Below are 25,368 nucleotides of genomic sequence, written 5' to 3'. Positions count from 1 at the left end.
TTTAAGCAAGATTAATCAGTAACGACTCCTAACATTGAACACACGAGCTAAGGACGCCATTTTGAGTTTTCCAACACGTCACCAACACAACTTTTCTTCACATAACAGTCAAGGTGAGAAACGCACGTTCTATGTCCTGTTATTGACCGTCGTTACCATGGTTGTCGAAATTGTTGCAGGTACTATTTACGGCTCGATGGCATTGCTTGCCGATGGTTGGCACATGGGGACGCACGCCGCAGCGTTTGGTATCACCTTATTTGCATACCGTTATGCGAAGAAACATGCCGAGAGCGAACGTTTCTCTTTCGGTACTGGCAAAGTCAGCGTGTTAGGGGGCTACACCAGCGCGATTGCATTGGGGATTGTGGCATTGTTGATGCTGGTGGAATCAGTACATCGTTTGTTTAACCCACAAGCGATTCAGTTCAATGAAGCGATCATCGTTGCTTGTATTGGTTTAACTGTGAATGTGGTGAGTATGTTTTTACTTGGCGATCACCATCATGATCACGGACACGAGCATGGCCACAATCATAGTAAGAATCACGGTCATTCACATAGCCATGAGCACGACAGCGACCATGGTCATAAACATGGCGAGCATCACGGACACCATCATGATCACAACCTACGCGCAGCCTACATGCATGTGTTGGCGGATACTCTAACTTCGCTGCTTGCGATTGTTGCGCTGCTATTTGGTAAGTTTTACGGTTGGAACTGGTTAGATGCAGCAATGGGAATGGTTGGCGCATTCGTGATTGCTAAGTGGACGATGAACCTTATGAAACAAACCAGCCCAATCCTGCTGGATGAGAATATCGACCAAGATTATCGTGACTCAGTGACCAAAACCTTAACGCCTTATGCGTCGGTCACCGATTTCCATATGTGGAAGGTGAGTGGGCATCACTATTCAGCAGCGATTACTCTTGAATCAAACAGTGATAAAACCGTCTCTGAATATAAACAAATGCTCGCCAAGTTTGATAAGATTAATCATCTTACTCTTGAAGTGCATTCAAACGACCATGCGAAATATAGAACAGCTTAACCAAATACTGACTGAGTTCTACGATAAAATGTCTTCGTGGGAGCAGTCTGTTGTCAAAGAGACGGGTTATTCCCTGGCTCAAGTACACACCATTGAAGTACTTGGTATGCATGGTGCGTTAAGAATGAAAGAGCTCGCTGAAAAGTTGGGTATTACCACGGGTACACTTACTGTTCAAATAGAAAAGTTGGTTAAAGCTGAATTGATTGAGCGCCATGAACACCCAACAGATCGTCGTGCGATTGTGGTTGCCTTGACGGATGAAGGGCAGAAGATACACGTTCACCACAATCAGCTTCACTTGAATTTGGTTAATGAGCTGACGCAAGATATCGAAGAAGACGAGAAAGCGGTGTTATTGAAGTGCCTAACCAAGATGGTAAAAGCGTTTTAGCCAGCCTTGAATTCGCACCTAACTCTTTAGCTGCAAAGCGATTGACTAGAAAATCAAAAGATGGACCTGACTCGAATTGAGTAGGTCCATTTTTTTCGCCGTTTACGCTCTACTGTACAATCATCAATAGACGGATTCACTGTTTAAAAACCAAGTCAAAACCTCCAATATTGCGCTTCGCTCGTGCTCTTCTGGAGAGCCAAAAAAATGTCATCATAAATAATGCATCCAAATGTGCGTCAAAGTCTTTTAATTCAATGCCTTGTATACCATGACATTCAAGCCATTTATGTTCCGTCAAATAGCTGTCTCTCACTTTTATCATTCAACTAATGTACATGTATTCAATTTGTGTTATTGATGCTTTTATCTTTAGTGAAAAGATTCATTCTCTGTTTGAATACCATTGAGAATGTCACTGCTGGTGGGCTGAACAGTCGCTAGATTTAGTGCTCATTACTGATACAAAAAATATAACAATAACCAGGTCGCGCAAGTTGGATATCCATTCTTTGATGCGATTTATTTAGATACTCATAGTTAATTTAGTAAAGACGAGCCACGTATATGAATATAAAGAAAAAGCTCTATTCGTTGGGGATGTTCTCCATCTTCGGCATGATTTCACTGCTGTTTACCACATCACAATTTGCAGACACCACCGCTCAAATGAGCGAAGCCAAACAAATTACCAAAGAGCTTGAAGTGCGTTTGCTCAACCTTCGCCGTAACGAGAAAGATTTTTTACTGCGTAGCGATATGAAATACCTCGACAAGTTCGACGTAAACTACAAAAAATTCTTAGCGTCTGAATCTGAGCTAGATACAGTGCTCAGTGATTTAGGTTTAGCCAACAGCACACACTTACGTGAAGACATCGAAACTTACCACACCAGCTTTGTTAACTTAGTTAAAGCGAGCGAAGTCTATGGGCTATCACGTGACAAAGGTATGCTAGGCGAGTTTCATGTTTTGCTCGATAACATCAGCGCGACAGCCAGTGCGGAACAAAAAATCGAGCTTTACCTGTTCAATGACTTAATTGAAAAGGGTGAGTTCGATCCGAGTGTTCTTTCTATTACTTCTAATGTTGGAAGCTCAACTGCTTTGATAGATGCTGCACGTCAAGTGGTTGAACAGAAGCGAGTGATTGGCTTGAAGCACAACGAAGGTCTGCTTGGGCAAGCTCGCTCGGGTTCTCATGCTATCGAAACTCAATTTAAAGAATTCTCGGCGGTGCTAGACCAACAAACGCAGCAAGAGATGGACAAACTATCGCTGATCAACAACATCCTTTGCGTCACACTACTTGTGTCGATCATTCTGTTCAGCTGGTTAATCGTCCGTTCTATCATTGGCAAAATTGAGTCACTGCTTTCGGTTATCCGTAATATCGTTAACTCAAACGACGTGTCTATTCGCTCTCACCTAGATGGTAAAGACGAACTCAGCACGCTAGGCCAATACTTCAACCAACTGTTGGATCAACTGGAAGGGCTTATCGCTGCCTCTCAATCTAAGTCACTGCAACTGACACAAAGCACATCGAACATGCATGATGAGCTAGAGTCAGTAATCAAACAGTTTGAAGTTCAAGCAAATCACACATCTACAATGACAACGTCAGTTCAAGAGATGGTACTCACCATTGGCGAGATCTCTGAAAGCACATCGGTTGCCGCTGAAGGTGTACATCAAGCGAAAGTGAATGCCGATAAAGGCCGTGAAGTGGTGGTTGAAACCATCAGCAACATCACCCAGTTGTCTGAACGTCTTTCAAGCAGCCAAGATTCGATCAGTTCACTGAACCATCATGTTGACCAGATCGGCGATGCAGTAAACATCATCCAAGGCATTGCAGAACAAACTAACCTATTGGCATTGAACGCAGCAATTGAAGCAGCACGTGCGGGTGAACAAGGTCGTGGCTTTGCGGTAGTTGCCGATGAAGTACGCGCACTAGCAAGCAGAACGCATCAATCGACCACAGAGATAACTTCAGTGGTGAGTGCAATTCAAAGCCAGATGCAGGCGTCGATGGCAGAGATTGGCGAGTGTAATCAACAAGGTCAACTAACGCTGAAAGATTCGGAAGAGCTGGATGCGAGCTTGCAACTTATCTTGAGCGACATGGAAAGCATCCAAGGTAATTCAGAACGTATTGCTTCAGCGATTGAAGAGCAGGGCGCAGTAATGGCGCAAGTGAGTGACTCAATTACTGAGCTGAACACTATCTCGAACGACAATAACGCTTCGGCGCAGCATTGCTTAGTTGAAGTGGACAAGGTAGCAGAGCAAGCGAACGATATGGACCAAGCGGTCGCGCAGTTCAAGACTTCATAAACAACATAGAACTTACTAAAACAAAAGGCGTGGATCATCTACGCCTTTTTTGTGCCTGAAATTCAAATAGATAAATGACGAGAATAAAAAAACGGCCCGATCTGGGGGAAGATCTGGGCCGTTATATTGCGTATTAAAGGGGGGACTACTTATTTCGGCCTTCCAGCACATCCAGTGCCAGTTCAACCGCTTTATCAATATTGTCGCATCCCGCTAACTTACCTGAGCTGATAGGACCAAGCACATTAGCGTATAACGAGAGCTGCTTGTTAAATGGCAGGCTCAACTGCTCATATAAACGCTGGCGAATCTCGGCATGTTGCTCAGGAGCGTGAGCAGCAAGGCTTTTCAAAGTGTCATAAACAAGAGTGGTGGTAGTGTTCATTCGTCTCTTTATCATTAAGTGGGAGGCGCTTATTTTATAATCTTTTCGTATTCTTTTACTGTGACATAAGTCATACAATATTATTAATGTGTTTATCTTTTCAATCTAATGAGAATAAGGCATTCCAAAATAGACTTAAGTATCTGTGAAATATAACTAAAATAATGACAGACTATCGAACACACAAACGAATTGGCGCGTTTCTGGCAAACGGTTAAATCTATAGGAAGAGGAACAACATGCACTACGACGTATTCAACGGAGACGCAGATGGCATAATTGCGTTGTTACAGCTGCGATTAAGTGAGCCAAGAGAGAGCGTGCTCATTACTGGTGTTAAGCGTGATATTAAGTTGGTCTCTCAAGTTGTTACTCAAACTATGGAGCCGGGTAAGCAAGGTGATGTTTCTTCCGTTACCGTTTTAGATGTATCGATGGAGAAAAACCTGCCTGCACTGCACTCACTGCTAGACGCAAACATCAATGTATTTTATTGCGATCACCACCGAACAGGGGATGTCCCAACTTCTAGTCATTTAGATACTCTGATTGATACCGCGCCAGAGAGCTGCACGAGCTTGCTGATTAACCAGAAGCTGAATGGTGCGCATGTGGCTTGGGCAATCGCAGCTGCCTTTGGCGACAATCTAAAAACGGTGGCGGCGCGGCTAGCGGATGAAAATGGATTCGCTCAATCTCAAAAAGAGTTTCTAGAAGAGCTAGGTACCTTGATTAACTACAACGGTTACGGTTCGTCACTCAGTGATTTGCATTTCACGCCAGCTGAGCTCTACGAAACCCTTTATCAATACCCGAACCCGTTTGATCTTTTGGATGATAAAGACTCGGTGTTTTATCGACTGCGAGCTGCTTATCAAAATGATTGCCAGCAGTTATCAAACCTTGCTCCTGTTTATGAAAGTGAAGTCGCACGTGTGTTTGAACTACCAGGCGAGACTTGGGCAAGGCGCATCAGTGGCGTATTTGGTAATCAAATCGTTAATCAAGATCCAAACCGAGCGCAAGCAGTATTAACGAAAAACCAAGACGGCGAGTCTTACACGGTGAGCTTACGTGCGCCATTATCAAATAGAACGGGTGCAGACGAAATTTGCTCAAGTTTTGCGACTGGCGGAGGAAGAAAAGCAGCGGCTGGAATTAATAAACTTAATGAACTTGATAAGGTGAATTTTATTTCACTATTGGATGCATATTATTCATCTGGCACTGAAGGTTAACTGAAAAACTCCCGACGTATACATTCAAAATTCTACAAACTCTTGCTCCTATATTCCGTTATACGTGTGTATTGCTAGCACATGTGTGATGGCTATATCCAGGCTGTTTTAGTGATATCACTCGCAATGGTGTCTGGTCTGAGGTCAGTGATTACGGCGTGTTTGGGGTGATTTTTGCCGATTTAAAGTTCATTTTTTCCTATCGGTGATTTTTTATATTTTTGGTTAATTATCTTAGTGAATTAAGGTTGATTAAATATTTGTATGGTCAATGCATTCGACCGAAAATAACAGTTTTTAGCATTTCAATTTGAATGAAAAGTCAAAGTCATATTGATTCTGATATTCAATCTGTGACTTAAAATCACAAGTTAAATCAAAGGTCATCTTTTCCTATAAATTCCATTACTTCTCTATAAATATTCATGATTACAATGAATTGGTTCGGTTGTGATTGGCACAGCTGTTAAGTAAGGAAGTGGGACTAATGTTGAAACGTAAAGCTCTACAATTAGCAGTATCGGTCGGCATGGCGGCTATGTCTGGCGCTGTTTATGCGAATGGTTCAGATATGACGAATCCAGACTCTGGCGTCGTGGTTGGCTATTGGCATAACTGGTGTGACGGTGGCGGCTACCAAGGTGGTAATGCGCCATGTGTGACGTTGGATGAAGTGAACCCAATGTACAACATCGTGAATGTGTCATTCATGAAGGTTTACGATGTGGCTGATGGTCGAATCCCAACTTTTAAACTGAACCCAACCATTGGGCTTTCAGAAGAACAATTTATTGACCAAATCTCTGAGCTCAACAAGCAAGGTCGCTCTGTACTGTTGGCTTTGGGTGGTGCTGATGCACACGTAGAGCTAGAAACCGGTGATGAAAGGGCCTTTGCTGATGAGATTATCCGTCTTACCGAGCGTTACGGCTTCGATGGCCTAGATATTGACCTTGAACAAGCAGCCGTAACCGCCGCAAACAACCAAACCGTGATTCCGGATGCACTTAAGCTAGTGAAAGATCACTACCGCGCAGAAGGTAAAAACTTCCTTATTACAATGGCGCCTGAGTTCCCGTATCTAACGACAGGCGGTAAGTACGTTCCTTATATCGATAATCTAGAAGGCTACTACGACTGGATTAACCCACAATTTTACAACCAAGGTGGCGATGGTATCTGGGTTGAAGGCGTGGGTTGGATTGCTCAAAACAACGATGCGTTAAAAGAAGAATTCATCTACTACATTTCTGATTCTCTTATCAACGGAACGCGTGGTTTCCACAAGATCCCACATGACAAGCTCGTGTTTGGTATTCCTTCAAGCATCGATGCTGCAGCAACCGGTTTTGTACAAGAGCCACAAGATTTATACGACGCATTTGATAGCCTAACGGCGCAAGGTCAACCGCTACGTGGTGTGATGACTTGGTCTATCAACTGGGACATGGGCACCAACAAAAACGGCCAACAATACAACGAGCAGTTCATTAAAGACTACGGCCCGTTTGTACACGGTCAGGTAACGCCACCACCAGTCGAGGGCGAGCCCGTTCTTAAAGGTGTCGAAAATACGCGTGTTCTTCACGGCACAACGTTTGATCCTATGGATGGCGTGACGGCAACAGACAAAGAAGACGGCGATCTAACGTCATCAATCGATGTTGAAGGTTACGTTGAAACCAGTGTTATTGGCACTTACGTTTTGACTTACCGAGTGAAAGACAGCGATAACAACGAAACCACTAAAGCGAGAACGGTAGAGGTTTACAGCCAGAAGCCAGTATTTAATGGCGTATCTGACACAACAGTTGTGTTGGGTACTGCATTTGATGCTATGGCAGGCGTGACGGCGAATGATGCTGAAGATGGCGACCTGACAAGCACTATTACACACACTGGCAGTGTCGATGTAAATGAAATCGGCAACTACACACTTGTGTATAGCGTGACAGACAGCGCGAACCAAACCGTAACCGTTGACCGTAAAGTGTCTGTAACTGATGGTTCTAACTGTGCTGCTGCATGGGATGCCGACACCGTTTATGTTGAAGGTGACCAAGTATCTCATGACGGTTCAACGTGGGGAGCAGGTTGGTACACTCGCGGCGAAGAGCCAGGAACAACAGGTGAGTGGGGCGTTTGGAGAAAAGTTTCAGACTCTTCATGTGGTGGTAACCCAGATCCGGGCGATGACTTAGAGCTTTCGGTTTCAGGACTTCAATCACAATATGCGCCAGATAACGGCAACGTGCGTTTAGATCTGACACTGACATCAAATGAAGCATTAGATGTTACCGCTATGGTGATCAACAGTGCAGGTACTGTGGTTGAGCAAACTAAGGTTAACGTAACGGACAGCCGTGCTATTACCATCGACTTATACGATGTAGCGGAAGGGCAATATGCACTTGAAGTAGTCGGTAAAGCATCTGACGGTGAAATGGTGATGGTAAACGATTCGTTCGCTGTTAAAGACGGTGGCGGAACAACACCTCCTCCAGGTGATTACCCTCCATATGAAGCGGGCACAAACTACGCAGCGGGTGACATTGTGGTCGGCAGCGATAATGGCTTGTACGAATGTAAGCCTTGGCCATACACGGCATGGTGTGCAAGCGCGTCTTACGCTCCAGCAGATAGCCAATACTGGCAAGATGCTTGGACAAAGCTGTAGTCTGATAGCTCAACGCTAGCAATATAAAGTAGACGATCAAAGAGAGGCCATTGTGCCTCTCTTTTTTATGTTTAAACAGTTCTGACTTAGAGCTTTAAAACCCACTTAACCTTAAACTCTGCTCTGCATATTGCTCTAGATCAAAATAGGAGTGATTATCAATTGTATTACATGTTAAGAAATAGCACTATGCGCACATTGAATTTTATATATTGTTAATATTTGCATAATGAATCTTGCTCAAGTCGACCTCAATCTACTCGTTATTCTTAAACACCTTCTTGAAGAGAAGCACGTTTCCAACACGGCATTGGCGCTGGATATGAGCCAACCTACGGTGAGCCGATCTCTGCAAAAACTGCGTACCGTTTTCAATGATGATCTATTGGTGCGAGCGGCTTATGGCTATGAGTTAACGCCAAAAGCAGAAGCCATTAAGCAAGATCTCAATTCGGTACTGACACGTTTAGAAAAGCTGGTACATGGCGATGTATTCGAACCGCAAAGCAGTGACAGTACGGTTCGCTTCTTTGGTTTAGTGCCTAATGTCGCGCACTTGCTGCCCAAGGTAGTTGCGGAGATACGTCAACAAGCGCCAAACATGACTGTTGATATCGACTCGATTCCTAAACGACACTTTGAGCCTCTGTTATCCGGTGATGCGCACTTTGTGTTGTCGACCCACGAGCCGTTAAGTTCAGAGCAAAATTTGTATCGAATGTTCGTGATTAGCCGCGATTACCGTTTGCTGATGAGTAAAAAACATCCTTTGGCGGACAAAGAGATCACGGTTGATGACTTGTTGAATAGCCAACTTGGTCAAATCTCACTGCAAGGGGATAAGAAGCTCTCGATCGAAAGTCGATTTAAAGATCTTGGCTTGATTGATAAGCAGCGCCAGCTGTCCATTCCAATTCAGCTTTCCAATTTTAACGTCGCGCCGGATATGGCAGAAGCAACCGACATCATCTTTCATTTACCGACACCTTTTGCTCAACAAGCCGCTACGCAAAGAGATCTTGTTTGTAAACGCGTGCCTAAAGCGTTGCGCCACCCATCAGAAGACGTCTACTTATACTGGCATAAGCGCTTTCATAACGACCCGATGTGTCGCTGGGTTCGCAATATATTCAAAGAGCTTTATACATAATCCATCTGTAGGGTGAATGAAAATTACGAATACCTATCGAGTTGGATATAGATCTCTTTCATTATTTGAATGGTGAATAACGAGAATCGATTTTTGGTATGAAACTTTCGTTGATAAGAGTGGTAGTTGGTTGTTTAATGCAAACCATTATCATTACCAATCACATATAAGAATGAATATCATGTCTGAGAGATCTCTTTTGATTCGCAAACCTCTTTTGGTTCGTAAACCCCTTTCGATCGCAGTCGCTGTTATTTGTACCTCACTTTCAGCTAACGTGTTGGCGCAAGAAGAAGCGCAAGCAACAGATGAGCAAATGGTTGTTACGGCAACTCGTACCGAGATGGCACTAAAACAAGCGCCAGCTTCAATGTCGGTTATCACCGCGCAAGACATTGAAGACAGCCCTGGTATTACCTTGGCAGACATCGTTGCCGAATCAACGAGTGTAGAGTCTGATTTTGATAGCACACGTGCTGGCCGTCAGATGATCTCTATTCGTGGTATGGATTCAGATTACACTCTTATCATGGTGAACGGTCGTCGTTTAAGCTCTGCAAGTGCCATCATCCGTGGTAACGACTTTGACCTATCAACGATTCCTGCTGATTCGATCGAACGTGTTGAAATAATCCGTGGCCCAATGTCTGCACTTTACGGTTCAGATGGTATGGGCGGTACAATCAACATCATCACTAAGGCTCCAGAAAACGATTGGAGCTCTACACTGAGCATGGACACTTCATCTCCACTTGATGGTGATGGAGGGGAAGAGTATTCGATGGGCTTCACGACATCTGGTGCGTTGATTGAAGACGAGTTGTTTGCTCGCCTATCTGTTAACCAAACTAGCCGTGATGCTTGGCAACCCTATTCTGGTACGCATAGCTCTGGTTACGATCGTTCAGACATTACTGCGTTAGAAGAAAGAGAGACATTAAGCTTACTCGCGAGCCTGACATGGAATGCAACAGACAACCAAACCATTGATTTCGATTTTGGTTACAGTGACGACGAACGTGAGTCATCTGCGGAAAACGTATCATCTGTGATTGAGTCTGACACACGTGTTGTACGTCAGAGCCAAGCGATCACACATAGTGGTTTTTGGAGCTGGGGTGACACGCAAGTACGTTATTCACGTGAAAATGTGACAGATAATGATGCTGCGGACTCAGATACTAACTATAGCAGTGACATCGAAGAACTGACTCAAATTGTTGAAGCTTCGGCGACCACTTATCTTGGTGATAGTCACACCGTAACGTTTGGTATGGACTACCAGTTGAGTGAATTAACCAACAAAGAAAACTTAGTCAATGGTACATCTGAAGCTTATCAAGGTGCGTTATTTGTTCAAGACCAATGGTTAATGACGGATCAACTAACGGCAACCATTGGTGGTCGTTTAGATAAGCATGAACTGTACGGTGAAGAGTTCAGCCCACGTGTGTACTTGGTTCATCAAACAACGAATGACCTGATCATCAAGGGTGGTGTGGGTAAAGCATTTAAAGCACCAACATTGACTCAAAATCAGACAGACTACACAGTTAATAGCTGTAAAGGCGTATGTGATTTACATGGCAATGAAGATCTTAAGCCCGAAACCAGCTTGAACTATGAGATCGCTGCGATTTATAGCCAACCTCGTTGGAATGTTGAAGGTGCCTTATTCCGAAATGAAATCAACGACCTAATTGATCGTGATGAAACCTATTGTGAGAACGGCGGAGTGTTTGAATCGGGTAAAGGTTGCGCTGATAGTTCAAGCTCAACTGGCTATGTGAATGGTAAGCGTACTTATACAAACGTATCAGAGGCTGTAGTTCAAGGTGCTGAGCTTACAGGCCAATTCCAAATTACTGATGAATGGGGTGTGTCTGGTAATTACACATTCTTAGACACTGAAGATAAGTCTACTGGTGACGAATTACTTGAGCGTTACAAGCATTCGGGGTTAGTTAAACTGAACTGGAGCCCAACTTACGATCTAAGTACCTTCGTGAGTGCGCGTTACCGTGGTGAACGTCAGATCGAAAGCGATCTAACTCAAGACGCTTACACAACGCTGAACCTAGGTGCTGTCTACAACGTGAATGCTTCAGTACGACTACGTGCAGGTATCACGAACTTAACTGACGAAGCTGTATCACAAGAGCTAGAGAGCATGGGCTATGTTGAAGAGCCACGTACTTACTACGTAGGTATGACAGCGGACTTCTAATTTAGAGTTCAGTAACTGATAGCTTGATACAAAAGAACCCACACTGGCTGATGCTCTAAAAGGAGAATGGCGAGTGTGGGTTCTTTTTTGATCTATAGATTTGGTTTAATTTGCCGTTTATCTATTAATCTAGATTTTGACACATGTGATCAGCGCATTACCGGACTGAGTATCCCAAGGAATCAGCTTGTCGTAATCGTGCTCGAAGATATTAACCTCGAAGTAGGGCTTCAATATCTCGATTAACTCTTTAAACGAGAATGCCACCATTGGGTGTTCATCATTCCACACTTGAGTTTCACCAGCAGTCGTCTTTTCGATGCTAAGCTTTAGCGCTTGCTTATCACCCTGACCAGAGTAATACCAACCAGAACGGAACGTGAAATCGTCTTTGTCTTGGTTTTTTGTGTGTCTAACAAACAGGTCGTTGCTGATCTTGTCTTTATCAACCACGTTAAAACAGAAAATACCTTCTGGCTTTAACGCACGATGCACACTTTCAATACACTCTTTAAGCTTCTCAAGGCCATCGTTGTAATGGATGGAATACAGGAAGCAAGTGATAAGATCGAGTGGTTCCGTGACCTCAAAGTTACTCATGTTTTGTACTGAGAACTTGGCTTCCGGGCAGCGAACTTCTGCGATATCTAACATCGGCTTGTTAAGATCTAGGCCACCGCTTTGGTAACCGAAATCAATAAAATGACGAACGTGTGGGCCAGTGCCACAAGCTAAGTCGAGGTGTGTTTTTCCTTCATTTCCAAAGATTTGATGGAGTCTACGTACGCAGTTACTTTGCGCTTGGTAGTCAATATCTACACACATTAAATCATAGTAACCGGATAGGTCGGTATAGAGTGCGTTGGCGGACATATTTGCCTGCAGCATAAGCTGAAAAATTAGGGTGGCGCATCATATACCGAAATTGGAAAATCGCAATCAAATATTCGATCAATGAAAGCGTTTTATTTTCTAACTTATGGTCGTTTTAAATGAGACCGTTTAAAGGGATGTTTAAGCTGCCAACAACATCAGTACGCGTGTCATCGCTATTCACTTTGCCCTGACTACTTATTCGTTAACTAAAACAGGTGTTGCTCCCTCAATGCAGCGACCATACGGGCTTTGCGGAACGCTTTTATCACGAGACGAGATAGGAAAAATATGGTATCTAGGTAAACCCAGTGTGACATTTATAATTTTATGATTAATCAGTAATTTTACTGATTCAAACCGAGTTCTTGAAAAGGAAACAATTCAGGAAAGTGGGCTGTTGATAAAAACCAAATCACTCAAGCTAAATAAGCGAACTAAACAAGGAGAGTTGAAACAATGACATCAGCAATAAATGCACAGGGTTCAATGGAAAATAGAACAGCATTGGAAAGCAGTGCTTCAATAGAAATTAAGGTGGATGACTTGTCGGGTGGGGAAGTCATTGAATTACTTGAAGAGCACCTCGCTGATATGTACGCCACTTCGCCAGCCGAAAGCGTTCATGCACTGGATCTAGATGGGCTCAAGTCACCAGAGATTACTTTTTTCAGTGCTTGGAAAGACAGCCAACTACTTGGGTGTGTTGCCATTAAAGAGCTAAATACTCAACACGCTGAACTCAAATCAATGAGGACCTCACAGTTTGCACGAAAGTCAGGTGTTGCCAGCCAACTTTTACAACACGTATTAGATACAGCGGCCATTCGCCAGTATCAAACAATCAGCTTAGAGACTGGCTCAGAAGACTACTTTAAGGCCGCACGTAACCTGTATGAAAAGTTTGGCTTTGGATACTGTGAACCCTTTGCTGATTATGTGTTGGATCCGCACAGCCAGTTTATGCGTATTGAGTTGCGTTAAGAGGCTAGCCTTAGATGTCGACTTACTTTGCAGGTTTCTCCCTTGGCCTTTCGCTGATTCTTGCGATTGGCTCTCAAAATGCGTTTGTTTTAAAGCAAGGGCTTAAGAACCAACACGTATTGGCAGTTTGTGCTGTATGTGCCATTTCTGACGCCTTACTGATTAGCTTTGGCGTGACGGGCTTTGGCGCAATCGTTAAACAGTTCCCACAAATTGAGCAGTTCGCCCGTTATGGTGGCGCTATCTTTTTGGGTGTCTATTCATTCTTAAGCTTCCGATCAGCATTTACCGAAAACCACGCCTTAGAAGCCACGGCAGAAACTAAAGACTCATTAACCAAAGCGATTGCGATGTGTTTGGCGTTCACTTGGCTTAACCCGCATGTGTATTTGGATACTGTGGTATTGCTGGGGTCTATCTCAACTCAATATCAACCGGATCAAATGTTGTTTGGCGCTGGGGCGGTATCGGCGTCATTCGTGTTCTTCTTTTCACTTGGATATGGCGCTCGCTTCTTGGCTCCAATGTTTAGGAACCCGAGAGCGTGGAAGGTGTTGGAATTTGTCGTTGGCGTGATCATGGCATCTATTGCAATATCTTTGATTGTCTAGCTGCGCGTAATTAGGCTTCCATTTTGGTATAGGTGTTGAATACACGCCAGTAGAAAGCCTAACCTTACGTTTAATCTCACAAGCAGATGCAGTAAATATCGAATTCTTCGGCCCGAATGGTAATAGACTGGCAAGCCGTGATGTAGCGTTTAGCACAGTAACTCTGGGCGCTTCGTACAATTTTTGACGACCTCTGTGAAATAGCTTAAAGCTAAAGCTATGGACACCTAAAACCGCTCTAACGTTGAGCGGTTTTTTTATGTCAAAAATAACGATTGGTCACGCTATGGGCGGAGTTGGTCCAAAGCCTGAAATTAGTTGGTTTTCACAAGCTTATAAAAGGGAATTATCTCGACTATTTTGGTAGATTAAAGGTATTACAGACTTCCAGTGAGCAGCAATGAAGATTCTTCACACGTCCGATTGGCACCTTGGCCAAAACTTCTACAATAAAAGCCGCAAGAATGAACATGAACGGTTTTTACAATGGTTACTTGAGCAAGTTACAGAGCACGACATCGACGCGATCATTGTTGCTGGCGACATTTTCGATACCAGTACACCGCCGAGTTACGCTCGTGAGATGTATAACAAGTTTGTGGTCGATTCGAACAAGATCGGTTGCCAATTGGTGTTATTAGGTGGAAATCACGATTCAGTCTCTGTGCTTAAAGAGACACAACAGCTGCTCAAATACATGGGCGCAGACGTGATTCCTAATACCAATGAAGATTATGCGACTCAGGTTGTCGAGCTAAAAGGTAAGAACGGCGATGTAGAAGCGCTGGTTTGTGCCATTCCTTTTATTCGCCCTCGCGATGTGTTGATGAGCCAGGCGGGTGTCACTGGCGTTGAGCGTCAGAAGCAACTCGGCGATGCAATCAAACAGCATTATCAAAGTGTTTATGATGCGGCGGTTGCTAAGCGCGCGACGTTTGCAAACAGCGAGCACATGCCGATCATCGCTACCGGCCACTTAACTGCGATGGGTGTTCAACAATCGGATTCGGTACGTGATATCTATGTCGGCAACCTTGATGGTTTTGCCGCTGATGGCTTCCCAGACGCAGACTATATTGCACTTGGTCATATCCACCGCCCACAAGTGGTGGCAAAGCGTGAATACATTCGTTATTCAGGCTCTCCAATCCCACTAAGTTTTGATGAACTTAAGTCTCAAAAACAAGTGTGTGTGGTTGAGTTTGTTGAAGGTGAGCGCACCATTTCTCAACTGCCTGTTCCCACATTCCAACCTCTAGCTGAAATCAAAGGCGACTTGAGCGAGATCGAATCTCAGCTTAACCAATACATAGGTTTAGATAGCGACCAAAGCGTATGGTTATCGATAGAAGTGCAAGCGCAAGATTACTTGTCGGATCTACAAGAACGTATGCGCGCACTGACCGAAGGATTGAATGTGGAAGTACTTCAACTGCGCCGAGCAAGAGAGCGTCGTAATCAAGCATTAGAGCAAGAGTCGGCAGAGACCTTATCTGAACTGAGCCCGATGGACGTGTTTACGAAGCGTATTGCCTTAGAAGAGTTTGAAACCGATTCTGAAAAAGCGCGTTTAGAGCGCATGACGGTGAAGTTCAAACAAGTGATGGTCGAAGTGTCTGAAAGCGCTCAAGCGCCCAATAAAGTAGAAGAGTAATCGTATGAAGATTTTAAGCCTAGAATTTGAAAACCTGAACTCTTTGAAAGGGCGCTGGAAGCTCGATTTTACCCAATCGCCGTTTGCAGAAAACGGTCTGTTCGCAATTACTGGTCCAACTGGGGCGGGTAAAACCACCATTCTTGATGCGATTTGCTTGGCACTTTTCCATCGCACACCGCGTTTGAAAAGCATTGCTAAAGGTAATAATGAATTAATGACTCGTGGTACGGGCGAGTGTTTTGCTGAACTGGAATTTGAAGTTCAAGGTAAAACGTACCGATCTAATTTCCACCAAAAGCGAGCGCGTGGAAAACACGATGGCGCATTGCAAACGCCGACCTGTGAATTTGCAGATGCCGACACAGATAAAGTGTTAGAGACCATGCTCACTAAGAAGATCAAGTTGGTGGAGCAGGTCACGGGCCTCGATTTCTCACGCTTCACTAAATCCATCATGTTGTCTCAGGGTGAGTTTGCGGCGTTCTTAAATGCCAATGCCAACGATCGTGCAGAGCTACTAGAAGAGCTGACGGGTACCGAAGTGTATAGCCTGATCTCAGAGCGTATCTACGATCATTTTAAGTCGAGTGAAGAGTCGCTTAATCAACTTAAAGCGAAAGCTGAAGGTGTGAGCTTACTGTCTGAAGAGCAAATCAAAGAGCTGACCGCAGAGCGTGAAACGCTAGAAGTAGAGCAGAAGCGTTTAGCCGAGCAATTAAAAGAGTGGCAAGCCCATCTTAGCTGGTGGAAAGACGTGACCAAAGCTGAGCAAACTATTGCGGCCAGTGAGCTCGATCTGAAAACCGCTCAAGATGAACTAGACCGTAACCAACCGTCACTAGAGCGCTTGGCAAACAGTGAGCCGGCTGAAAAGCTGCGTCCAGTACACAAAGATTTAAAGCGTTGCGAACAAGAGGTGAACACTACTCAAGCTCACCTAGATAACAGCACCAAGTTACTTGCCGTTCGTGATGCAGAAATGCAAGACGCGCAAACTAAACTGACTCAAAGCAGTGCGATTGTCGAACAGGTAAAAAGTGAGCAACAAGATCAAGATAAGATCATCGATCTCGTGCGTCCGCTAGACAACCAAATTGCCGTACTCAAAGATAAGCAAACTGCGACCGTTAATGCAGCGAACACGCTAAACGAGCAACATACGCAGCAGCTTAATCAACAGGTCGTTTTGGTTCAAAAAATAGATGCACTAAAGCAACAAGATCAACGCAGTACTGAGTACTTAAATACGCATCAAGCTGACCAGCATTTGGAAAAATACCTAGGTCAGTGGCAAGCAAAGGTCGAGCAAGTTCGTACTCTAGAGCGCCAGCATTCAGAGCAGTTGAATTCAGCGAAGCAAGCGTTGTCTGCGGTTGATGCACAGCAAACGATTATCAAATCTGCTCAAGACGCTAAAGCAACGCAAGATAAAACTTTAGCTGAATTGGTTGTGCTAGAAAGTAGTGCAAAGCAACAGTGGGAAGCCTTGCAAGGCAACACTAGCGAGCAAGTGTTGAATTCGCAAAAAGATCTGTTGGAGTTTTGGAATCGCAATACGCACTCATTACTCGAGATCAATCGTTGTTTCCTAAATGCCCAACAACAGCTGCACGCAAAAACACAGGCACATCAAACCAACACCCAGTTGGTCGACAAGGTTTCGAAAGAGCGTGAAGTGTTGCTTCTGCGATACCAAGAAAAAAAGACCTCACTTGAACGTTTAGTTCGCTTAATTGATCAAGAAGGTGACCTTGCGAAATACCGAGCGTCATTGAAGCCAGGTATGGATTGTCCATTGTGTGGTTCAACAGACCATGCGATCGAACAATCACAAAGTTCGAAGGATTTGAATGCCCAGAAAGAGCTTGAGGAACAAGAATTAGCAGCGATTCAGAAAGAAGGCCAAGAGCATCGTCAGCAGTTAGATTCTCTTACCCTTGTGATTGTAGCGCTTAACGATGACATTCAACGTGCGCAAGCGGATATTCAACAAGCTCAGCTGAATTGGCAAGGCGTTGTCGGCAAGCTTCAACAGAGCTTATCGGATTTCGTTGGCACGGCTCCTGAACTGGCACTGCTAACGATTAACGATTTAGGCAATGAAGCTACAGTCGCGACCTTTGCTCAGCAGTGTGAACTTCAACTAAGTCAGAGCGCGCAGCAACTCAAAGCGTTGGGTGATGCTAAAGCGCATTACGCTGAAGCTGAGAAACAACGCCTGTCTGTAAGTGTTATGGCTGACAAGGCGCAGTCTAATCTCGAGTTGGCCGAGCAACGCTTAGCTGATTTGAATAAGCAAAACCAAGTCGCAAACGAGCAAGTGACTCAAATAGCTCAAGCGAAAGGCCAGCAATGGAACGCTTTGAAAGAGAGCATTGTTCAAACTTCTATCGAAGCACCTGAACTTGAGCATATCGATGATTGGTTTACTGCGAAATCGCAAGCATCAAGCACATGGCAGCAAACCAAACAGCAACAGGCCGATATTGAGAAGCAACTGATTACTCAAAATGCCGAATTGAAAACGTTAGACGACAAGCTAAGCAGTGTTGAGAAAGAGCTCGCGACACTGACGCAACAGAGTGAGTCTTTAGTGTCAGAACTCACTCGTGTAACGGCTGAAAGAACAGAGTTGTTTGGTGACAAAGACATTCAAGCCACCAGCAATGCGATGAAGCAAAAAATCACTGAAGCGGTAAATGCATTTGATGCCGCTCAGTTAGTGCTTAACCGCAGTGAACTGGAACATCGAACCGAGCAAACCAAACACACTGGTTTCTCGGACGAGCTAGTCAGCAAGCAGTTCAGTCACACACAAGCGTTGAATGCTTGGTTAGATGCACTGAAAGCTAGCCCATTCGAAGATGAGGTGAATTTTGAAGCAGCGTTGTTGGATGAAGAGGTTAGAACTCAACTTCAAAGCCTGAAGAAGACTTTAGACGAATCGATTGTCAGTGCGCAAGCAAGGTTGAACACCGCCAAAACGACGAAAGTGGAGCTACAAAACCACGAAAATGCGAAAGCATGGCAAGAGCAAAACCAACAGCAAGTTGAAGAAGCGACGACTGATTGTCAAAACGCACAACAAAGCCATGCAACCAAGATCGGCGCAATTTCTGCCAATCTTGAAACGGATAGCCAGAACCGCAGCAATCAGCAAGATCTGTTTAAGCAAATTGATGAGCAACAAGTCGAGTTTGATGATATCTCTCGTTTGAACTCACTTATTGGCTCTAAGAACGGCGACAAGTTCCGTAAGTTTGCCCAAGGTTTAACATTGGAAAACTTGGTGTACCTTGCGAACAAGCAGCTACAACGTTTGCATGGTCGTTACGAGCTTAAACGTAAAGCCGACGATGGTTTAGAACTGCAAGTGCTCGACACATGGCAGGGCGATGTGATGCGTGATACAAAGACTTTATCAGGTGGCGAAAGCTTCTTGGTGAGCTTGGCGTTGGCATTAGCGCTTTCTGATCTTGTGAGCTACAAAACCAGTATTGATTCTCTGTTCTTAGATGAAGGTTTCGGCACGTTGGATAGTGACACATTGGACATTGCCCTTAACGCGTTAGATAACTTGAATGCATCAGGCAAGATGATCGGTGTCATTAGCCACGTTGAAGCACTGAAAGAGCGAGTGCCCGTTCAGCTTAAAGTGACAAAACACTCTGGCTTAGGTGTGAGTGAGATGGAGAAGCAGTACAAGGTTGTCGCTTAGGTTGTTACTTTGGTTCTTGCTAAATTTATCTGCGCAGAAATAGAGCTAGATGAAGCAGATCCCCGACTCAGTCGTTCCTCCTTCTCGAGGATGACGGAGTCGGGAGTAGTCACAAATCACTACGCAGTCACTCCTTAAAGTCAGGAACGAACGTCATAGAGAACTAGGCTTTGTTCGTATTGCCTTCGTCATTCTCTAAAGCGAGGTACGAACGGAATAGGGAATCTAGATTTGTTCGCATTACCTTCGTCATTCCCTAAAGCGAGGTACGAGCGTAATAGGGAATCTCTAGTAAACGCAGGAAGTGGATGCTTCAAGAAGGGAACGGCCATGCACAAGAAACCCCATTTACCGACTAAGATATGTCCTGTTTGCCAAAAGCCTTTCGCATGGCGTAAAAAATGGCAGCGCTGTTGGGATGACGTGATCTACTGTTCTGAACGTTGTCGTCGTAATAAGTCTTAGTCCCATAATCTGAATAGATCAGGTCAATCCTCATGATCTAAACCCGTTAACTCCAATATTTCCTTCCTTTGTCGTAATTTTGATGATCCTTTAATCGTTTCGTCATTCATTTCTCAAGTTAATATTTCTATCTGTAAGATAAGTGATGTATAAAGGCGGCATGAAGATACCTAAAAGAATACAGCCTTTAGTTGACGACGGTTTAGTCGACGAGGTGACAAGCCAACTCATGAGTGGCAAAGAAGCATCGGTGTACATTGTGCGCTGCGGCGATACGATCCGTTGTGCCAAGGTATATAAGGAAATAAGCCAACGCAGCTTCAAAAAAGCGACCGCGTATCGTGAAGGCCGAAAAGTCCGAAATAGCCGCCGCGCTCGAGCGATGGAAAAAGGCTCTGGCTTTGGTCGTGAACAACAAGAAAAGGTTTGGCAAAGTGCTGAAGTGGATGCCTTATATAAACTGGCAGAAGCGGGTGTTCGTGTGCCTGTCCCTTATGGTTGCTTTGATGGCGTACTGCTTATGGAGCTGGTCACTGACGATGAGGGTTACGTTGCACCACGTTTGAACGATGTCGTTATGTCAGCAGAGCAAGCGATCGAAGACCACGCCGTGATGATGACTTACGTAGTTAAAATGCTGTGTGTTGGTTTGATCCATGGTGACTTGTCTGAGTTCAACGTATTGGTGGATGAGTACGGTCCAGTAATTATCGACCTACCACAAGCGGTTGACGCTTCGGCTAACAACAACGCTGAGTGGATGCTGGCTCGTGACATCAATAACATCCGTGACTATTACGCTCAGTTTGCTCCTGAACTGGCAAAAACCGAGTATGCCAAGGAAATGTGGGCGCTGTACGAGAAAGGCGACTTGAAGCCAGACAGCAAACTGACGGGTGAGTTTACGGAAACCGACGACTTGGCTGATATCGAAGCCATCATGCAAGAGATAGACGCTGCGCGAATTGAAGAACAACATCGACGCGAGCGAGCTAAAGAAGAGAAAGAAGGTGTTGACGATACTAAGTTCAATTGGGCTGAATAATCGTGATGATCAGTTTTGATCTTTAGCTAGATATCAACCAAACGCCTTTTAAAACAGAGGCGTTCTTTCTAAATAAAAACCCAATGGAGCTTCAACTCTGTTGGGTTTTCTTTTTTAGCACTAATGAAAGACGGACACTCGTATCAACTACCAATTTAACTGTTCACCATCGTAAGCGTAGAAGTGCCCACTGTTATCCGGTGTGGCAGTGCGAATAATATCGACCAACTGATGGGCGACATAGCTTGACTCAAACAACTTACCTTCAGGGACATTGGTCTGAAAAGGCTTCGACAGAGCTGTGTCTGTCGTGCCCGGGTGCAGAGCCAACACGGTGCCTTTCTTAATGGTGCGTTGCCATTCGATCGACATGGTTTTGATGAACATATTTAGGGCTGCTTTCGATGAGCGGTAGCTATACCAACCGCCTAATCTGTTGTCTGAAATACTGCCAACCTTTGCGGATACCACAGCAAACTTTGGATTGTCGCTCGCTTTAAGTATCGGCGTGAAGTGTTTTGCTAATAACAAGCTGGGCAGGGTATTCACAGAGATGTTTTTGAGGAAAAACTCAGGGTCGATGGACGACAAGTTCTTTTCCGGTCCAAGATCTGGAGTGTGGAGCATACCCACGCAGTTGATCAGCCAATCAAGTTGTTCAAACTCAGAACTCAAGCGCTTAATATCAGCTTCGTCGGTGGCGTCGACTTTGTGCCAGCTCAAGCGATTGTTTTCTTGTTCCGGCTGTTGAGAGTGGTAAGTCGCGTCTACATGCACATCAAGAAAATCAAACCGAGAGAGCTCAGATAATAGGTGTTTAACCACAGCGAAACCAATACCGCCGCTCCCACCGACCACCAATATGTGTAATCTGAGTTGCTCCACCATTATAAGTTCTCCAAGTTTGTGATTCGTTGTTCAGCAGTATCGAGAATCGCTTGTTGTGATTGCTCATCCATGTTGTCCCAAGAGCGATATAACATTCCCATACGTGGGTTGCGGTTTAACGCATCGCGGTGCTGGTCCATAAAGCGCCAATACAAGCTATTGAAAGGGCAAGATTGCTCGCCGCTGCGTTCTTTTATCTTGTAGTGACAGCCTTTGCAGTAGTCACTCATGCGGTTGATATAGGAACCGCTGGCAGAGTATGGTTTGGTTCCTACGATCCCGCCATCCGCAAACAGTGCCATACCTCGCGTATTTGGCATTTCAACCCACTCAATCGCGTCGACGTAAATACCGAGGTACCAACTGTCGACTTGGTCAGGGTCTATACCCGTGATTAAACAGAAGTTGCCAGTGATCATTAACCTTTGGATGTGGTGCGCGTAAGCAAACTCAAGAGACTGGTCAATCGCATGCTTCATGCAGTTCATCTTGGTTTGTCCGTCCCAAAAGTAATGGGGCAGGTTATTATGTGCTGAGTAATGGTTTTTGTTGGCGTAAGCAGGCATGTTTGCCCAATAGACGGCGCGTATGTACTCTCGCCACCCCAGTATTTGGCGTACAAATCCTTCGACCTGTGCAATATCGATGCTTGGCTTATCTGGTGAGCTGTCTCGAAGACAGGATGCTTGGTAGGCCGACAGTGCTGCATCAATCACTTCTTTAGGGCTCAGCAGTTTACTGTTCAGCGAGAACGATATACGGCTATGATACAAGCTCCATTTAGAGTCGTGCTCTGTCGTCATCGCATCTTGAAACTGCCCAAATAACGGCAAGCAGACTTGGCAGAAATGAGCGAGTAGAGACAAGCTTTGTGCGCGGTTCACCGGCCATAGTAACTGGTTACCGACTTGACCAATAGTTTGCACTTGGTGGTGCTCGATACGTTGCAAAATGTCGGTTATATCATTGGTAAACATCAGCGGCTGAGGTAGGTTTTCGATGTCTTGTTTCTTGAGCTTATTTCGATTGTTCGCGTCGTAATTCCATTTTCCGCCAACGGGCTTTCCGTCTTCTAGCAAAATGTCGAAACGTTTTCTCATTCGGCGATAGAAGTGTTCCATCATGATGTGTTTGTCTTTTGGAAACTGTTGTTCTATCTCCTCGAATGGAAAGAGGAAGTGTTCTGTATCACAACAACCTTTGGTCGCATTGGTCAGCTTGAGCTTGTTCATCTGCTCTAAGAGGCGATATTCATCTGGCCTTTGATATTCGAATTTCTCTGCGCCGAATTCGTGTACATAGTGCTTTAAAAGTGTGTCTAGGTTTTCAAATTGCGTTGTGTCGTCAAGAGTAAGGTGTAGTACTTGATGACCTTGTTCTTTGAGTTCGTTAGCGAAGTAACCCATCGCACAGAAAAACGCGGCCACTTTTTGAACGTGAGAGGCAACATAATCTGTTTCTTGTTTTAGCTCAGCAATGATGTAAATAACGTCATCGTTAACCTGTCGAAACCATGAATGCTCAATGTTGAGTTGGTCACCTAATACAAGTCGTACCGTTTTAAATTTCATAATGCGTCCTGGTTTGTGAGGCTTGTTGTGACTGCGTTACCGCCTGTCCATTGATTGATGAAGGCATGGTCTGGGTCGTACATTTCAGTACGTTGATTCAAATCGAAATGACGTGATTTGTTAATTATTAGACGCTTACGAGTTGATAGGCTGACAAGATCACAAATGATTACTCTAAGTGGGAAATAGGAGATTTCGGTCAGGATGAGTGTGTTGAAGAGGATATCAAGCCAACCAATAATACCGATAGAGGTTGGCAAAGCCGGTTATTTTTGAGTGTCGAACTGGAGCTTCTATTCCATAGGAACAACGAGAATATCGATAGGGGAAGTATCGATGATCTGTTTAGAATGGGAGATGAGCTTATGCCAAAAATCATGGTGATGGCCACACAGCAATAGGTCAACGCCATTTGCTTCGATGGCATTTTTGAGCTTATCGTTCAAATCACCCGTTCCCACGAAAATGTGCTTAATTGGGTGTTTGGCGTAGGCTTCAAACTCTTTCAAATGCTTAACGGCATCTTCATTGATGGGTAAATCACCGTCATTTCCTTGAATATCAACGAGCTCTGGGTAAATTTCTCCATGCGTACCATCGATATAAACAAATGAAATGCCAGCCTCCAGTTTATCAGCGAAGAAGGTCGCTCTATCAATGAGAATCTTGGTGTCGTCAGACAGTTCAAGTGCGACCAGAATATGTCGGTAATCCATAATTAAAGCCTCTTGTTGTGAGTTATGTATCAAGCATAGTTTCTGTTGGCACAAATGATATCGAAGAGGTCTCATAATGCGTAAAATCATCATTCAATGTTCTTCTAAGCACTATCGTATTTATATCGCTTTGATTGATAAGAAATTTACAAAAGGTTGATATAGTGGTTGAAGCGCTAGCTTATGCTGTTAGATAGGCTTGATAGTTCAATGCGCCAATAACGAAGAGGCATCAATGACAGCACTACTAACCATTCCCACTCGAACATTAGGTTTCGACTACGACATTGAGATCCGAGATTGGTCTCAAAAGCTCGTCGGCTTTCATGTGTTGGAAGATGGTAGACGACCGCTTGATGGGGGCATTGGGCTGAGCCTCAACCTTGTTGAACAGTTTGACGTGAATGGTCGTTGGTTAGACTCATTGCCTACGCGCTATCGTGAAATCACCGACGACTTTCCAGAGTACCAATACCAGATGCTGTGGCTTGCTGCGAATACCTATGAAGCCGCACAATTGCTTGAATTAAGGCCTGTTATTTTAGCTTTGATCTGCATGAAATACAGTGTCGACAACAAGAAAGCACTGGCACTAAGTCGCTTAGGGCAGAAGAAGATCCTTACCAAGTTGGGCTTAGACGGCAGCAAGGCGACACTCAAATTCATCGACAAGCTAGAGCTTCATTACAATGTTGGTGATGAACTCGACCACATTGTTCGTATTCTCGAACCGCTGCAAAGACGAGTCCTTAAGTTTAAGCATTACTCAAAAGTTGGATACACAGCCCTGCGTTTGGACCAAGTTCATCCATTTCTAACTGGTAGCAGGCTAGGGATTGCAATGGTGGAAGAGGGCAGACTTAACGCACCGTCGAAGATGGCGATGTTCCAAGATGCGATATTGTTAGGACTAGATTTGGAGATGGATGATCCACTGCGCGCGATTACCAGTCAGAACTCTTTTGCGATGTTTGAACAACTCCATGACCGCTGGACGGAGCAACGCCAATTACGTCGTTTGGAGGGTAACTGCCCAATGGATAAAGACATCCCTTATCCCGTTCCTTTACTTGGCAATGACAACATTCATCCGCTCACGGATTATTACGACCTTGAACACGAAGGCATCGAGCAGAAGCACTGTATTGGCGTGTATCACAACCGAATCATGAGCGATCGTTATGTGGTGTTCCGCATGCTCAAGCCTCAGCGTTTAACCATAGGTTTACGCCGCGTCCCGAGCAAAGCATTTCCTTTTGAAATAGACCAAATCTGCGGAAAACGAAATGCACCTCCGTCGGAATCCGCTCGCCAAGTGATTCACGACTGGCTAGAAGCGAGTAAGCAAAAATATCCTAAGCAATAGCCA

19 protein-coding genes and 1 pseudogene are annotated in these 25,368 nt (G+C 44.6%); 15 read left to right on the top strand and 5 right to left on the bottom strand.

From position 1 onward, the window contains the following. Positions 1-61: 61 nt before the first annotated feature. The 3 genes from dmeF (at position 62) to AB4371_RS07585 (ending at position 3,794) form a co-directional block, all read left to right on the top strand. Positions 62-1,057 carry a CDF family Co(II)/Ni(II) efflux transporter DmeF gene (gene dmeF / locus AB4371_RS07595; RefSeq protein ID WP_017059184.1) on the top strand — a complete coding sequence of 332 codons (996 nt, stop codon included), beginning with the start codon at positions 62-64 and terminating at the stop codon, positions 1,055-1,057. Further along, the gene (locus tag AB4371_RS07590; RefSeq protein ID WP_017059185.1) at positions 1,035-1,451 is read left to right on the top strand and encodes a MarR family winged helix-turn-helix transcriptional regulator; all 417 of its coding nucleotides are present in this window, start codon (positions 1,035-1,037) and stop codon (positions 1,449-1,451) included. Before dmeF ends, AB4371_RS07590 begins: the two co-directional genes overlap by 23 nt. 618 nt (positions 1,452-2,069) lie before the next feature. Continuing rightward, positions 2,070-3,794, top strand: a complete 1,725-nt coding sequence (locus tag AB4371_RS07585) for a methyl-accepting chemotaxis protein (RefSeq protein ID WP_372149378.1) — start codon at positions 2,070-2,072, stop codon at positions 3,792-3,794. Between the two features lie 145 nt (positions 3,795-3,939). Here the strand turns inward: AB4371_RS07585 and AB4371_RS07580 are convergent, their stop codons facing one another. Further along, positions 3,940-4,179 (bottom strand): PAS factor family protein, encoded by a 240-nt coding sequence (locus tag AB4371_RS07580; protein ID WP_004733935.1) that lies wholly within the window; start codon positions 4,177-4,179, stop codon positions 3,940-3,942. A gap of 239 nt (positions 4,180-4,418) precedes the next feature. On the opposite strand from AB4371_RS07580, the gene AB4371_RS07575 reads away from it, so the two are divergent. The 4 genes from AB4371_RS07575 to AB4371_RS07560 all read left to right on the top strand — a co-directional run bounded on the left by AB4371_RS07575 (position 4,419) and on the right by AB4371_RS07560 (position 11,471). Further along, positions 4,419-5,417: a DHH family phosphoesterase gene (locus AB4371_RS07575; RefSeq protein ID WP_372149366.1), complete on the top strand. Its 999-nt coding sequence runs from the start codon at positions 4,419-4,421 to the stop codon at positions 5,415-5,417. A gap of 487 nt (positions 5,418-5,904) precedes the next feature. Continuing rightward, the gene (locus AB4371_RS07570) at positions 5,905-8,094 is read left to right on the top strand and encodes an immunoglobulin-like domain-containing protein (RefSeq protein WP_372149364.1); all 2,190 of its coding nucleotides are present in this window, start codon (positions 5,905-5,907) and stop codon (positions 8,092-8,094) included. A gap of 229 nt (positions 8,095-8,323) precedes the next feature. Then, positions 8,324-9,244 carry a LysR family transcriptional regulator gene (locus tag AB4371_RS07565; protein WP_017059189.1) on the top strand — a complete coding sequence of 307 codons (921 nt, stop codon included), beginning with the start codon at positions 8,324-8,326 and terminating at the stop codon, positions 9,242-9,244. Between the two features lie 181 nt (positions 9,245-9,425). Then, positions 9,426-11,471, top strand: coding sequence for a TonB-dependent receptor domain-containing protein (locus tag AB4371_RS07560; RefSeq protein ID WP_102321013.1), 2,046 nt, complete (start codon positions 9,426-9,428; stop codon positions 11,469-11,471). 129 nt (positions 11,472-11,600) lie between these two features. Here the strand turns inward: AB4371_RS07560 and AB4371_RS07555 are convergent, their stop codons facing one another. Continuing rightward, entirely contained in the window at positions 11,601-12,344 is a 744-nt protein-coding gene (locus AB4371_RS07555; protein ID WP_102321012.1) for a class I SAM-dependent methyltransferase, read from the bottom strand. A 459-nt stretch (positions 12,345-12,803) separates the two neighbouring features. Here AB4371_RS07555 and AB4371_RS07550 point away from each other — a divergent pair, with 459 nt between their 5' ends. From AB4371_RS07550 to AB4371_RS07520, 7 genes and pseudogenes are all read left to right on the top strand, one after another. Further along, on the top strand, positions 12,804-13,328 hold the full coding sequence (locus AB4371_RS07550) for a GNAT family N-acetyltransferase (protein ID WP_017066999.1): 525 nt from the start codon (positions 12,804-12,806) through the stop codon (positions 13,326-13,328). A gap of 14 nt (positions 13,329-13,342) precedes the next feature. Next, positions 13,343-13,939, top strand: a complete 597-nt coding sequence (locus AB4371_RS07545) for a LysE/ArgO family amino acid transporter (RefSeq protein ID WP_372083664.1) — start codon at positions 13,343-13,345, stop codon at positions 13,937-13,939. Positions 13,940-13,952: 13 nt separating this feature from the next. Then, positions 13,953-14,126 (top strand): annotated as a pseudogene (locus AB4371_RS07540) (porin family protein); the annotation flags it as partial. 213 nt (positions 14,127-14,339) lie between these two features. After that, complete coding sequence (gene sbcD, locus AB4371_RS07535) at positions 14,340-15,593, top strand: exonuclease subunit SbcD (RefSeq protein ID WP_372104470.1); 1,254 nt, start codon at positions 14,340-14,342, stop codon at positions 15,591-15,593. A 4-nt stretch (positions 15,594-15,597) separates the two neighbouring features. Beyond that, on the top strand, positions 15,598-19,314 hold the full coding sequence (locus AB4371_RS07530) for an AAA family ATPase (RefSeq protein ID WP_372104472.1): 3,717 nt from the start codon (positions 15,598-15,600) through the stop codon (positions 19,312-19,314). Positions 19,315-19,644: 330 nt separating this feature from the next. Further along, positions 19,645-19,779, top strand: coding sequence for a DUF2256 domain-containing protein (locus AB4371_RS07525; protein WP_081324519.1), 135 nt, complete (start codon positions 19,645-19,647; stop codon positions 19,777-19,779). Positions 19,780-19,939: 160 nt separating this feature from the next. Then, positions 19,940-20,824, top strand: a complete 885-nt coding sequence (locus AB4371_RS07520; RefSeq protein ID WP_029235559.1) for a PA4780 family RIO1-like protein kinase — start codon at positions 19,940-19,942, stop codon at positions 20,822-20,824. 147 nt (positions 20,825-20,971) lie between these two features. On the opposite strand, the gene AB4371_RS07515 is transcribed toward AB4371_RS07520, so the two are convergent. The 3 genes from AB4371_RS07515 to AB4371_RS07505 form a co-directional block, all read right to left on the bottom strand. After that, positions 20,972-21,712, bottom strand: a complete 741-nt coding sequence (locus tag AB4371_RS07515) for an SDR family oxidoreductase (RefSeq protein WP_372104475.1) — start codon at positions 21,710-21,712, stop codon at positions 20,972-20,974. Then, the gene (locus AB4371_RS07510) at positions 21,712-23,283 is read right to left on the bottom strand and encodes a cryptochrome/photolyase family protein (protein WP_372149361.1); all 1,572 of its coding nucleotides are present in this window, start codon (positions 23,281-23,283) and stop codon (positions 21,712-21,714) included. Before AB4371_RS07510 ends, AB4371_RS07515 begins: the two co-directional genes overlap by 1 nt. Positions 23,284-23,576: 293 nt before the next feature. Then, positions 23,577-23,999, bottom strand: a complete 423-nt coding sequence (locus AB4371_RS07505) for a universal stress protein (RefSeq protein WP_017063967.1) — start codon at positions 23,997-23,999, stop codon at positions 23,577-23,579. A 235-nt stretch (positions 24,000-24,234) separates the two neighbouring features. Here AB4371_RS07505 and AB4371_RS07500 point away from each other — a divergent pair, with 235 nt between their 5' ends. Next, positions 24,235-25,365, top strand: a complete 1,131-nt coding sequence (locus AB4371_RS07500) for a PcfJ domain-containing protein (protein WP_372149359.1) — start codon at positions 24,235-24,237, stop codon at positions 25,363-25,365. Positions 25,366-25,368: the final 3 nt, after the last annotated feature.

The organism is Vibrio sp. 10N.261.51.A3, from assembly GCF_041471965.1.
Lineage (GTDB): Bacteria > Pseudomonadota > Gammaproteobacteria > Enterobacterales > Vibrionaceae > Vibrio > Vibrio crassostreae_C.
Note: the sequence above shows the minus strand (reverse complement) of the source record. Positions and strands in the feature narration are given on the sequence as shown.